12 protein-coding genes are annotated in these 12,608 nt (G+C 70.2%); 5 read left to right on the top strand and 7 right to left on the bottom strand.

The genetic code is table 11. The features are described 5' to 3' along the window. Positions 1 to 229 precede the first annotated feature (229 nt). The gene (locus ACFWX1_RS14830) at positions 230 to 3,052 is read left to right on the top strand and encodes a hypothetical protein (RefSeq protein ID WP_378387458.1); all 2,823 of its coding nucleotides are present in this window, start codon (positions 230 to 232) and stop codon (positions 3,050 to 3,052) included. Between the two features lie 40 nt (positions 3,053 to 3,092). Here the strand turns inward: ACFWX1_RS14830 and ACFWX1_RS14825 are convergent, their stop codons facing one another. After that, positions 3,093 to 4,058, bottom strand: coding sequence for a GlxA family transcriptional regulator (locus ACFWX1_RS14825; protein ID WP_378387456.1), 966 nt, complete (start codon positions 4,056 to 4,058; stop codon positions 3,093 to 3,095). Between the two features lie 97 nt (positions 4,059 to 4,155). Here ACFWX1_RS14825 and ACFWX1_RS14820 point away from each other — a divergent pair, with 97 nt between their 5' ends. After that, positions 4,156 to 4,863, top strand: coding sequence for a DJ-1/PfpI family protein (locus ACFWX1_RS14820; protein ID WP_378387454.1), 708 nt, complete (start codon positions 4,156 to 4,158; stop codon positions 4,861 to 4,863). Positions 4,864 to 4,889: 26 nt separating this feature from the next. Here ACFWX1_RS14820 and ACFWX1_RS14815 read toward each other — a convergent pair whose 3' ends face one another. From ACFWX1_RS14815 to ACFWX1_RS14805, 3 genes are all read right to left on the bottom strand, one after another. Beyond that, positions 4,890 to 5,492: a TetR/AcrR family transcriptional regulator gene (locus ACFWX1_RS14815; protein WP_378387452.1), complete on the bottom strand. Its 603-nt coding sequence runs from the start codon at positions 5,490 to 5,492 to the stop codon at positions 4,890 to 4,892. 6 nt (positions 5,493 to 5,498) lie between these two features. Next, entirely contained in the window at positions 5,499 to 6,362 is an 864-nt protein-coding gene (locus tag ACFWX1_RS14810; RefSeq protein WP_378387450.1) for an alpha/beta fold hydrolase, read from the bottom strand. Positions 6,363 to 6,429: 67 nt separating this feature from the next. Continuing rightward, positions 6,430 to 7,566, bottom strand: coding sequence for an FAD-dependent oxidoreductase (locus ACFWX1_RS14805; RefSeq protein ID WP_378387448.1), 1,137 nt, complete (start codon positions 7,564 to 7,566; stop codon positions 6,430 to 6,432). An 83-nt stretch (positions 7,567 to 7,649) separates the two neighbouring features. Here ACFWX1_RS14805 and ACFWX1_RS14800 point away from each other — a divergent pair, with 83 nt between their 5' ends. Then, positions 7,650 to 8,351, top strand: coding sequence for a TetR/AcrR family transcriptional regulator (locus tag ACFWX1_RS14800; RefSeq protein WP_378387446.1), 702 nt, complete (start codon positions 7,650 to 7,652; stop codon positions 8,349 to 8,351). A 6-nt stretch (positions 8,352 to 8,357) separates the two neighbouring features. Here the strand turns inward: ACFWX1_RS14800 and ACFWX1_RS14795 are convergent, their stop codons facing one another. Further along, on the bottom strand, positions 8,358 to 8,948 hold the full coding sequence (locus ACFWX1_RS14795) for a GNAT family N-acetyltransferase (protein WP_378387518.1): 591 nt from the start codon (positions 8,946 to 8,948) through the stop codon (positions 8,358 to 8,360). A gap of 145 nt (positions 8,949 to 9,093) precedes the next feature. Then, positions 9,094 to 9,498: a VOC family protein gene (locus tag ACFWX1_RS14790; protein ID WP_378387444.1), complete on the bottom strand. Its 405-nt coding sequence runs from the start codon at positions 9,496 to 9,498 to the stop codon at positions 9,094 to 9,096. A 112-nt stretch (positions 9,499 to 9,610) separates the two neighbouring features. Here ACFWX1_RS14790 and ACFWX1_RS14785 point away from each other — a divergent pair, with 112 nt between their 5' ends. Beyond that, positions 9,611 to 10,597, top strand: a complete 987-nt coding sequence (locus ACFWX1_RS14785; RefSeq protein ID WP_378387443.1) for a helix-turn-helix transcriptional regulator — start codon at positions 9,611 to 9,613, stop codon at positions 10,595 to 10,597. Here ACFWX1_RS14785 and ACFWX1_RS14780 read toward each other — a convergent pair. Beyond that, entirely contained in the window at positions 10,585 to 11,781 is a 1,197-nt protein-coding gene (locus ACFWX1_RS14780) for an erythromycin esterase family protein (protein WP_378387441.1), read from the bottom strand. The genes ACFWX1_RS14785 and ACFWX1_RS14780 overlap by 13 nt on opposite strands. A gap of 111 nt (positions 11,782 to 11,892) precedes the next feature. Between ACFWX1_RS14780 and ACFWX1_RS14775 the strand changes: the two genes are divergently transcribed. Then, entirely contained in the window at positions 11,893 to 12,588 is a 696-nt protein-coding gene (locus ACFWX1_RS14775; protein WP_378387516.1) for a TioE family transcriptional regulator, read from the top strand. Positions 12,589 to 12,608 lie beyond the last annotated feature (20 nt).

Below are 12,608 nucleotides of genomic sequence, written 5' to 3'. Positions count from 1 at the left end.
GCCCTTGTGATTTATAGTGGTGTGTGTTTCGGGTTATTTTCCTCCTTTTCGCCCAACTCTTGGGTATTTTCCTCCCATCCAAGGCCATAAACCCCCCCTTCAGCATTCCCCCTTGTGGCGTAACGGCATTCGTACACCCGAGTGAGATCGTTCCCCGCCGATAACGGAACGGCCCCTTGTCGGTGCAAATGACGAACTGCGCTCCCGGCGTGCGTGACAGACTTCGGTCATGGCCTTGACACCGACGGTGCGTGAACGGGATCCGCTGGTTTTCGGCGGCGCCGATCGGCTGGTGAAGCTGATCGGCGCGCTCTACCAGCGGCCGCGTGCCGGTGATCGGCCGAGGGAACTCGACGAGGTCTCCGTGCGATGGAAGCGCGGCTACCACGACGAACGCTCCGGACGGCGCGGGCTGCCCATGGTCTGCCTGGTGCGTCCCGATTCCGCCGCCGACGTCCTGCCCGAACTGAGCCGCTGGCTGGAAGAGGCGAAACCGGAACCGGTCCGGCACGCGTATCTGGGCCTGGCCGGGCGTGAAGAGACCGACAGCGACGGGCCCGCGACCCGGCAGAGCGTCGAAACCGTCCGGGATCTGCTGTGGGAGGCGCGCAACGCGCTGATCCGCGATCCGCGGGCGCGGGGCAGCCGGTTGCGGTTCGGGCTGTTCACCCTCGTCGTCTGGCTGATGAGCCAGAAGATCGCCGAGCACGACCCGAATCCCGACCGGACGCTGCTGCGGCGCGTCCAGCGTCTCGGTCTCGTCGAACGTTTTCGTACGACGATCCAGCACGTCGACGACCAGTTGCCCGGCGACAAGTTCTGGTGGCGGGTCCCGCTGGCGATCCTGCGGGGCCTGACCGCGCTGAGCTTCCGCGCCGCGGTGACCGGCCGGGTCCCGGTCCTTTCCGGACAGTACCGGTGGTTTCTCCGCCAGCCGCACCTCGCGCCGGAGATGTCCGGCAGCTTCGTGCGGTTCGCGCGGCGGCTCACCGACGGCGAATGGCAGCGCGAGGCCCCGGAGTACGTGTCCCGCTTGCTGGTCAACGCTTTCCTCGAGGATCTGCGCCGCGCCTACCGCATCCGCCCGTGGCAGCCGTGGCGGCGGCGCCGGATGACCTACCCGGTGCTCCTGCTCGACGCGATCAGCCCGGCCAACGGCGGGTACCGGCTGCTGCGGCTGCTCAACGGGGTCCGCAACCAGGTCGGTCTCTTCGATCCGCTGCTGGTGATCAGCGCCAGCGACGACGTCCCGCCGGACGCGGGCCGCGGCGATCCGGAACGGCCCCGGTTCGACGCCACGACCGCGGCGGAGGCGTACCGGGCCTGGCAGAACGCGCTGCGCGACGACCGCCGTGCCCGCCGCGACACCGCGTGGTACCTGCCGATCCGGATCCGGGAAGGCGAGCCGAAGGAGGTGCTCGACGACGCGCGTCGCCGGCTGGCCTCGTTCGACGGGTACCACCTGGAGCGCAGGCTCGCGCGGCCGCCGTGGTGGGCGAGCCGGTGGACCCGCATCGGCGTGCCGGTGCTCGTCGTGGCGCTCGCGGCGGCTGGGCTGGTCGTGCAGCGGAAGACCACTTTGGACAGTCACTGCGGGACGGACAATCCGTGGCTGGTCTCGACCGGGACGGAATGCGTCGGGATCTCGGACGGCGGCTTCGACCTCTTCCAGCCCTCCGACGACACCACGGCCCAGGTCGTCCGGATCATCCGCGAGCAGAACAAGCGGGCCGAGGACCTGCACCGGAACCGGCCGGAGCGGCCCTACATCACGATCGTCGATCTCGAAGCGCTGACGTCCTCCACCGGCACCGCCGAGGGGATCGCCGCAGAACGCGAGTCTCTGGAGGGATTCGCGGTCGCGCAGCTGCGTCAGCTGAGCGCGCCGGCGGCGTCCGATCCGATCGTCCGGATCCTGATCGCCAACGCCGGGCGGGGAATGCGTGAGGGCGTGCGGGTGGCCGGGATGCTGCGCGAACTCGCCGGACAGGATCGCAGCATCGTGGCCGTGGCGGGGCTGGACCTGAGCAGCGACCCGACCCAGCGGACGATCACCGCGTTGTCCAACGCCGGGATCCCCATGGTCGCCTCGACGTTGTCGGCGGACAGCCTCGCCGACGACAATCCGATGTACTTCCAGGTGACGCCGCAGAACCGCCGCGAGGCGGAGGTCGCCGCCGCGTTCGCCCAGCGGCTGCCGGAGGCCGCGTCCCGTGAGGTCCGCGTCTACTACTCCGACGACGACGCGGACATCTACAGCACGAATCTCCGCGACGACGTCGTGAAGTCGTTCACCGCACGGGGATTCACCGTCGACGCGCGGGCGCTGACGCCGAACGGCGGCATCGGCGGGAAGGTGGCGCACGAGCGGTACGGCGAGCGGCTCGTCGGCAATCCGTCGGCCGCGGGCCGGGACACGTGCTCGTTCCCCGGGATCGCGTTCTTCGCCGGCCGCGGTGTCCCGGACTTCGGCGATTTCGTCGCGGGGGCGGGGCAATGCGGCTCCAAGGCCGCGATCATCGGCGACGACGACGTGACCCGGTACATCGCCGACAAGGTGGCGCGTCAGCTGAACCGGGCGATGCCGTTCTACTACCTGTCCTTCGCCACCGAACCGGTCACCGCGCCGCAGGGCCTGGCGCGGGACTTCTACACGACGTTGAACCAGCAGCTGTTCCCCTTCGAACAGACCGAACGGGGCCGTTCGCTCGACGGTCACGCGGCGATGGCGTTCGACGCCGCTCAGGTGCTGATCACCGCGACCGCCTACCTGCGCGAGACGGCCGCGACCATCCCCGTGACGCCGGGCGCGGTGTGGCGCGAGATCACCGCGATCCACACCTCGCAGCCGGATGCCCGGCAGACCAACAAGTACATCGAGGGCGTCACCGGCACCATCGACTACGGCGGCGACATCAGCCGCAACGTCCCGGAGAACAAGCCGGTCGCGGTGCTGCGGGTCGAGGGCGGTGAAGTCAGCCGGACGCTCCAGGCCTTCTGCGGCGTCGCCGCCGGACGGGCCTCCGACCCATGGTGCCCGGTCGACGGCTGATCGGTGCTGCAGTGACCACTGTGGACAGTAGAAAATCCGTTCACCGCAAGGAATGCCGCTGATGGATCCGGCGGTAGGCCGACGGCGGGAGGTCGTAGTGGTCGAGGAATGCCTGCCGCAGCGCCTCGTTCGACCCGAAACCGCAGCGGCGGGCGATCGCGGTCAGCGGGAGTTCGGTGGTGGCCAGCAACTGCGCGGCGGCCTCGGTGCGGACCGAGCGGACATACCTGCCCGGCGTGCTGCCGAGGTGCTCGTCGAACAGCCGGGTCAGCTGCCGGACGCTGAGTCCCGCCGTCGCGGCCAGCGCGGGCGTGCTCAGGTCGGTGCCGGGATTGCCGGTGATGTGGGCGGCGAGATCGGCCACCACCCGGTGCCGCGGTGGCGGCGCGGACAGGAACATGCTGACCTGGGCCTGGTTTCCCGGCCGTTGCAGGTAGGTGACCAGCGCGCGGGCGACGGCCCTGGCCAGTGACGGGCCGTGGTCCTCCTCGACCAGTGCCAGCGTCAGGTCGAGCCCGCTGGTCACCCCGCCCGCGGTGTAGACGGTGCCGTCCCGGACGAACAGGGGCGCCGGATCGACCGTCACCCGGGGGAACCGCTGTGCGAAGGTGGCGGCGTAGGCCCAGTGGGTGGTCGCGCGTTTTCCGTCGAGGAGACCCGCCGCGGCGAGCAGCGTGGCGCCCGAGCAGACCGAGGCGACCCGCTTGCTGACGGTGGCGAGCGCGCGGAGCTGCTCCAGCACCCGGGTGTCGCTCGCGGCGCGGTCGTGCCCGGGTCCGCCGGCCACGATGATCGTGTCGAGCGGGCCGCAGACGTGGTCCAGCCGCAGGGCGGAACCCAGTGTCAGGCCCGAATCGCAGCGGATCGGACGACCGTCCGGCGTGGCCAGCACGATTTCGTAGGCCGGTTCCTCGCTGAGCTGATTGGCCGAGTGCAGGACCTCCCACGGGCCGGAGATGTCCAGCAGATCGGCGTCCGGGTAGCCGACGATCACGACCTTGCGCATGGCGACGAAGCTACCGCGTCACGGATGCCGGACATGCTCGCCACGTTTTCGGCCATCGGTGTCCCGGAACGGCCGGGACGCCGGGAATCTCGTGATCATGAGCGCTGACACGAAAACGATCGCCTTCGTCGTCTTTCCCGGCCTGACGCCGCTCGACCTGGTCGGGCCCCTGCAGGTCCTCGGCATGCTGGAGTATCTGCGGCCCGAGGAGTACCGGGTGGCGGTGGTCGCCGAGCGGATCGAGGCGTATGAGACCGACGCCGTGCTGAAGATCGTGCCGAGCCACACCTTCGCCGACGTCCCGGCCCCCGACGTCGTGGTCGTGCCCGGTGGCGCGACGCCCGCTTTCCGTGCCATGACCGACGAAACGCTGCTCGGCTATCTGCGCGAGGCCTCCGCACACGCCGAGATCACCGCGTCCGTGTGCAGCGGTTCGCTGCTGCTGGGCGCGGCGGGGCTGATGAAGGGGCGCCGGGCCACGACGCACTGGACCGCGTTCGAGCTGCTGCCGGAGTTCGGCATCATCCCGGTCCGGCAGCGCTGGGTCGAGGACGGTCCGATGCTCACCGCGGCCGGGGTGTCCGCCGGGATCGACATGGGGCTGCACCTGGTGTCGCGGCTGGCCGGGGACGAGATCGCGAGGATGGCCCAGTTCGGCACCGAGTACGACCCCGAGCCGCCGCTCGGCCCGCTCGATTGGTCAAGCGCGCCAAGGGAATTCTTCGCCCCCGCGGCGGTTTCGTGGGTGACCGACGGCCTGGCGGAGCGCCCGGAACTGAGGGATCGCCTCGTGGCCTGGCTCTGAGCCACCCGGGGTTTCGTGGGCCGTTCTCACCCCTCCGGGGGTGGGGTGAGAATGCCCGCGAACCACAGGCCGAGCGAGTGCTCGGCGTCGGCCCTCGCCTGCGCGGGGTCGTCGGCGGACGCGATGACGAGGGCGGCCTCGATGAGCGCGCTGAGGATGAGCCGGGCCAGTACGTCGACGGGCTGCGGGAGGATGAGGCCCTCGTCGACGGCGCGGGTGAGGGTTTCGACGAGCACGCCGAGGCCGTGCTCGGCTTCGATGGCGCGCCAGTCCGCCCAGCCGAGCACGGCGGGCGCGTCGATCAGGATGATCCGGCGCATCTCCTGGCGGTCGCAGATGTCGAGGAACGCCTTCAGCCCGGAGATCAGCCCCGTCGCGACGTCGGGGGCGTTGTCCAGCAGGGTGGTGATCTCGGCGGTGAACTCGGTTTCCACCTCGATCACCACGTCCCGGAACAGCGCCTGCTTGTCGGCGTAGTGGTGATAGAGCGCGCCCCGCGTGACCCCGGCGGCGCGCACGATCTCGTCGGCGGGCACCGCGTGATACCCGCGCGCGGCGAAGAGCGCGCGGGCGGCGGTGGTCAGGGCGGACCGGGTACTACTGGAGCGATCGTGCTGACTGCGGCGCATGACCCATCAGTCTGCCAAGGCGAAAACCCTCTCTCGCGCGAACCCGATGATCAGCTCGTTCAGCTTCTCGGGCCGGTCCTCCGGGACGAACGTGTAGCTGTCGTCGATCTCGGTCAGCCGGGCGTCCGGAAGCACCTCCAGCAGGCGGTGGGCCAGCGAAAGCGGGAACAGCTTGTCCTCGGTGGCCCACGCGAGCAGCACCGGGCGGCGGAACTCGCGCAGCTTCTCCGCGGCCTCGATGGTGTAGCGCTTGTCCACCCCGCGCAGGAACTTCCGGAGATCCCGCCGGATACCCGCCGAACGCCACGAGGGGTCGATGTACGAGTGGACGGCGTCCATCGGGACCGGCCGCTTCGCCACCCAGCCGAAGCCGACCGGGAGTGAGCGGACGAACTTGCTGCGCAACGCGGCGGCCAGCACCCCGATGGTCCCCGGGATCCGGGCGAGCCGGGGGAGCGGCGCGAAGATCGGCGGGAAGAAGTGCTCGAACGAGTCCGACGGCGTCAGCACCACTCCGGCGATCCGCTCGGGATGGTTCGCCATCAGGATCTGCGTGAGCGCGCCGCCGGTGTCGTTGGCCACCACCAGCACGTCACGCAGGTCGAGCGCGGCGAGGAAGTCGGCGATCAGCTTCGCCACGCCGGACGGCGTGAGGTCCGCGTCCGGCGTCAGCGGCCGCCGGTGCGCGCCGAGCGGCCAGTCCGGCGCGAGGCAGCGGAACCCCGCTTCGGCGACCGCGGGCACGACCGCTCGCCAAAGGTCCGCGTTCACCAGCAACCCGTGCACGAAGACCACCGGACGGCCGGAACCGGTGTCCACGTAGTCCAGCGTGCCCTGGCCGAGCTGTACCTGACCGGTGCGTTCGAGCATGGTGCCCTCCTCGGATCGGTACGGCCCACCTTACATACATGGTGTATGTATGTAAATGCGGCGAGGCTCAGCCGATCTGTCCGTGGCCGATGAACATGTCGACCATGCTGTGGGGTGCATCGGCGCCGTACATGATCTTCTGGAGCAACTCGGTGCCGTCGGCGGCGGCTTCGGCGCTGCGGGGGAACATGGCCTGCTCGTACTCGGCGAGCGCCGTTTCGACGTCGTCGGGGTGTGCGGCGAGGGCTTTGCCGAGCTCCGCGCCGTCAAGCATGGCCAGGTTGGCGCCTTCGCCGTTAGGGGCCGCGAGATGGGCGGCGTCGCCGATCAGGGTCACGCCCGGCACTCGATTCCACCGGTGTTCGATCGGCAGGGCATAGTGCGGACGCAGGACCGGCGCGGTGTCGCCGTCGGTGATCAGCGCGGTGAGTTCCCGGGCCCAGCCCTCGAACTCCCGCGTGATCCGGGCGATCGTCGTGGCCGGATCGGTGAAATCGATGGCGGCGAACCAGTCCAGTGGCTTGGTGAGTGCCACGTAGGTGTGCAGGGTGTCACCGCTCTCGCGGTGTGCCTGGATTCCCTTGCCCGGCGCGAGTGCGCACATCGCCCCGCCACCGACCGCTTTCGCCGTGGCCGGATGCCGGATGTCCGCCTCGTACAGATAGGTCTCGACGATCGACATGCCGGTGTACTCGGGCACCGCGCCGGACAGCAGCGGCCGGACCTTGGACCACGCGCCGTCGGCGCCGACCAGCAGGTTTGTGACGACAGTGTTGTCGTCGGCGAAGGTCACCTCGTGACGGCCATCGCCGAGCGAGCGGACGCCGCCGACCTTCCGTCCCCAGTGGACAGTGCCGGCCGGGAGCGAGTCGAGCAGCAGTTGCCGCAACTCGCCGCGCTGTACTTCGGGACGCCCGCCCGTGCCGTCGTCGGCCTGGTCGAACAGCACCGTGCCATCCCGGTCGAGGATCCGCTGTTGCTGGCGACCTTCCAGGATGAGGCCGGGGAACGCGTCGAGCAGGCCGGCCGCCTCCAGTGCCGGCTGGCCGTTGTAGTCGTGGATGTCGAGCATCCCGCCCTGTGCCCGCGCGGTCGGTGAGGGTTCCGCCTCGTACACCGTGGCCGGGATTCCGTTGACGTGCAGGACGCGGGCGAGCGTGAGGCCGCCGAGTCCGGCGCCGATGATCGTGACAGGGGTGGTCATGGCAGCAGGTTCCTCCGGGATCTATGGAATGACGTTCCATACGCCATGTTGGAACGTCATTCCAGATATGTCAAGATGAGGGCATGGCAACGCGGGAACGCCGGTCACAGCGGCGTACGGAAGCGCTCTCCCGTGAGCGAATCGTCGAGGCCGCCATCGAGCTGCTCGACGCGGAGGGCGAGGGTGGGCTGACATTCCGGGCGCTGACCCAGCGCCTCGCGACCGGGCCAGGGGCGATCTACTGGCATGTGGCGAACAAGGGCGAGCTGCTCGACGCCGCGACGGACGCCGTCATCGCCGCCGCGCTGGCCGGCGAGCCCGCCGGGCCAGCGGGCTCGCCGCAGGACGCGATCCGCGCCGTCGCGTTCGGCCTGTTCGACGCGATCGACGACCATCCGTGGCTTGCCACGCAGCTCGCCACCCAGCTCTCCCGCGGCCCCGGGGGACCGGTGGCGCCGCGGATCTTCGAGAGCATCGGCAGGCAGGTCCGCGCGCTGGGGGTGCCCGAAGACAACTGGTTCACGGCGACTTCGGCGCTGATGCACTACATCCTCGGCGCCGCAGGCCAGAACGCGGCGAACGCCCGCGGCGTCGAGTCCGATGTGGACCGTGCCGAGTTCCTCGGCGCCGTGGCGAAGGCCTGGGAAGAACTCGACCCCGACGACTACCCGTTCACCCGGGCTGTCGCGGAGCAACTGCGCGAGCACGACGACCGCGAGCAGTTCCTCGCCGGGATCGACCTCGTCCTCGCCGGGATCGCCACGCTCCGCCTGCCCGGCCGCTAGGCGGAGTCAGTTCAGGCGCTGGGCGCGCCAGTGACGCCCTCGGCGCCGACGCCAGTGCCGGCCCCGCCCGGAGACGACATACGGCTGCGACGCGGAGAAATCCTGGTGGAACGCGGCGAATTCGCGGGCGGTGATCCCCATCGTCACCGGGTACTTGATTTCCCCGCGCAGCAGTTCGGGGTCGCGCAGGCGGCCCTCCTCGCGGAAACCGAGGCTGCCGTGCAGCGCGAGCGAGGCGAGATTCCCGCCGTAGACGCTGACCTCGCACTTCTGGTAGCCGTGCCCGAACATGACCGCGAGCACGACGGCGATGGCGTCCGCGGCGTAACCACAGCGCCGATGCCGTGGCGCGATCCCGATGCCGTAGCTGAACAGGCCGGGAAACGGGCCCGCTTCGGTGATCCACAACGACCCGACCAGCATCCGGCCGCGCAGCGTCTCGATCGCGAACTGGCGGTCGTCACCGGCGGCCGCGTTCGCCCGGTGCGCGGCCCAATGCCGGTAACCACCGATGCGCGGGGACGGGTCGCCCGCCGCGTCCCGGTCGAACCCGGCCAGCGTGCGATGGTCCCCCGGGGTGATCGCGCGTAACCGCACCTTCCGCCCGGTCCAGTCCGGCGTCGTGATCGCCGTCGGGCTGTGCAGGTCCACCGGTTCCGAGCGGGCTGGCTGCGTGATCATCGGCGGAGATGTTACCGGTTCGGGCAGGCACGGGTCTCGGTTTTCCGCCGTCCGGGGACCGTCAGCGGGCGAGCCGCGCGCGGGCGTCCTCGGTGAGCGGGGTGAAGAAGTTGACCAGGTTGCCGTCGGGATCGCGGAACAGCAGGGACCGGTTTCCCCACGGCATCGTGGTCGGTTTCTGCACGATCTCGGGGGCGGCGGCCAGGCTCGTCAGCCGCTCGTACTCCCGGTCGACGTCCTCGACGAGGAACTCGAGGATCGCGGTCCGGTTCGATTCGGGCACGGCCGCTCCGGCGCTGAAGAGCGCCATCGTCTGGGCGCTGCCGATCGCGAGCGTGCACGACGGGCCGACGAGTTCGGCGAACTGCTCGGCTGGCCAGCGCGCCGCGAGGCCGGTCGCCTGCTCGTAGAACCCGGCGAGGCGGGCGACGTCGTTGCTGATGACACGGACGGAGACGAACTGCACGGCGGATCCTTTCCATGGGACCGGAGGGCGGTGGGACCCGTCCTCCGAGGGACACCGACCACGCTAGAAGCGATAGTGGACAGAATCCGCCCGGTATTGCGAGGATCTTTCCGTGACCCGGCCGATCGCCCGCGTACTGACCCTGCTGGAGATCCTCCAGGGCGGCGGCACCCGGACCGTCGCCGAACTCGCCGAGCGGCTCGACGTCGACGAGCGCACCGTCCGCCGCTACGTCGAGCACCTCCTCGACCTGGACATCCCGGTCCGGTCGGTGCGCGGACGCCACGGCGGGTACCGCTTGGCCCCCGGCTATCGGATGCCCCCGCTGATGCTCACCGGCGAGGAGGCGCTCGCCGTCCTGCTCGGCCTGGTCGCGGGACGGCGTGCCGGGCTGGTCACCACCTCGGCCGCGGCCGCCGAGAGCGCGGTCGCGAAGGTCCGGCGAGTGCTGCCCGAAGCACTCGGACGCCGTCTCGAAGCGTTGCTGGAGATCACCGATTTCACCGCGCCGGCACGATCGGCACTCACCGCGGAGGCCGGAATACTGCTCACCGTCGCGGAGGCGGCGCGGGATCGTCGCCCGGTCGAACTCGCTTACACCGCAAGCCATGGCGGTGCCAGCGAACGCGTCGTTCAGCCCTACGGGGTCGTGGCGCACTCCGGGCGGTGGTACGTGACGGGCTTCGACTCCGCCAGCGGTGAGGTGCGTACTTTCCGCGTCGACCGGATCACCAGCGTCGAGACGCGCGAGGGAACCTTTGACGTGCCGGCCGGTTTCGATTCAGCCGAGCGGGTGCTGACCGCGATCGCCGAAACGCCTTACCAGCACGAGGTTTCCGTGCGGATTCAGGCGACACCCGCGCAGATCCGTTCCGCCTTCCCGCCTGCCGTAGCCATTTTGGAGGAAATCGACGGCACTTCATGGCTGCGGGCCCGGATACGAGCGCAGCGGCTCGAATGGATTCCGCCGCTGCTCGCCGCGCTCGACCGCCCGTTCGTCATCGAGCGACCCGAAAAACTCCGCGAGCTGGTGCGAGCACTGGTCACCCGGCTGTCCGGCCACGCCGAGGAATCGCCAGACGCCCCCTACCAGTACTGATGCTGCTTCCCGTCGGTGTCGGCGAGGAAGATGACCGCGTCGGCGCCGGTCAGGTCCGCCGGGGTCAGCGGGAGATGGCCGCGCACCATGGGCTTGGCCGTGCCGATCGACGCGGGAAGCGCGGCGCGCAGCTCCGCTGCCGGGAAGAGAGTGCGCCGAATGGTCGCCTCGGCCAGCACGCGCTGAAGGGTGTCCGGCCCGCTCTCCGGACTGGCGTCCGTGGCGACGAACAGGTAGCGCTCGCCGAGGGTGAGTTCGACGAGCGCGCCGGGGTTGCCCCAGCTCACGGCGCCGCCATCGGCCGGCGTGTGGCGGTGCAGGAGGCCATTGTGTGCGAAAACCAGGCTCGGCCCGCGTTCCTGTTCCCGCCCGACGATCGCGTGCAGGTTCTCGGCCATCATCTCCGAGCGCAGGCTGAACAGGGTCGCGACGCGCTCGGGCGCCGGACTGGCCATGGCCGCGTGATACCGCAGCAGGCCTTGGGCGGTGCGCGCGTGCGCGACGGCGTGCGCGAAGCCGGTCGGATCGGCAGTGTGGAGTCCAGGTGCCGCGCGGTGAAGCGCGCTCGCGAGGTCGTCCGCGACGAGACGCAAGGCGCGAGCGCGGTCGGAGTCGCCGATGGACGCGGCCGGGTCGAACGCGGCCGCCTCGTTCGTCCAGTCCGTGTCCTCACCGAGCAACGCGTCGAGGTCGCGGGCTGACGCGGGTCGCAGTGCCGAGGGCAGGTAGTCGTTGACCGCGGACAGTGCGCGCCGCGGGCTGGGCGCACTCGAGATCTCCAGCGGCGCGTCGAAACCGTGGAAGCGAACCCGATCCGACGGCGCACGGTCGGCATTGTGCGCGCGGAGCCATTCGACGAGTTCGCGGTTGCCCGGCACGGTGCCGAATCCGTGGCTGAACCCGGTCGCGAGCACCGTGTCGAGGTCCATCTCGGCCCCGCTCACGTAATCATCCACAAGGGACGCGGCGAAGACATCGGTCTCCAGCACGATCGACCGATACCCGCGTTCGACCAGGTGACCGAGAATTTCGTTGCGCAGCAACGGAAACGCCTCGATCCCGTGGGTCGGCTCGCCGAGGGCGAACACCACCGGCGGCTCGGCCCGCGCGGCGAGCAACTCGTCGAGGGCGTGGCCCAGGCTCGCCGGATCGTCGAGTCGGCGGCCGATCCCCTGCAGCGACATGAATACCCCTTTCGTCAGGAACCACCATCGACGCTATCGTTGAAGAACCGAGTGAAACCTCTGCGGCGTCTACCTGAGCCCGAGAGTGTTAAGCCTCAAAGGAGGTGCGAGCTGCGGCCCATCGACCTCGCCAGGGAACACGGATTGTCCGCGCAGGCGATCCGGAACTACGACGACGCGGGCGTCTTCCCGCCGACCCAGCGCAGCGAGTCCGGCTACCGGCGCTACACACCGCTGCACGCGCAGGCCCTTCGCGCTTTTCTCGCGTTGCGCGGCGGCCACGGGCATCAGCGGGCGATCGAGATCATGCGCGCGACCAACCGGGGCGACACCGAAGCCGCCTACCGGCTCATCGACACCGCGCACGTCGAGCTGCTCGCCGAGCGCGGCACCCGCACCGAGGTGGCGGCGGCGCTGGGCAGCCTCTCCACCTCGGCACCCGCCCCGGTCCAGGGCAGGCCGCTGACCGTGGGCGAACTCGCGCACCGGCTCGGCGTGCACCCGGCGACGCTGCGCACGTGGGAGTCCGAGGGCATCCTGCACCCCGAACGCGATCGGGCGACGGGGTATCGCCACTACGGGCCGGACTCCGTGCGCGACGCCGAGATCGCCCGGCAGCTGCGCCGCGGCGGCTATCGGCTGCGCCAGGTCGCGCAGTTCCTCGAATCGCTGCGCGAGGCGGGCGGGGCGGACGCGTTGAGTGCCTTCCTCGATTCCTGGCAGGAGAGGCTGACCCTGCGCAGCCGCAACCTTCTCGCCGGAGCGGCACAGCTCGACGCCTACCTCACCCTGCTCCAGCAGACGTAGCGAGCCGTCCGCGCCGGACC

It is taken from the genome of Amycolatopsis sp. NPDC059021 (assembly GCF_042739895.1).
Classification (GTDB): Bacteria; Actinomycetota; Actinomycetes; order Mycobacteriales; family Pseudonocardiaceae; genus Amycolatopsis.
This window is presented reverse-complemented; position numbering and strand designations above follow the sequence as displayed.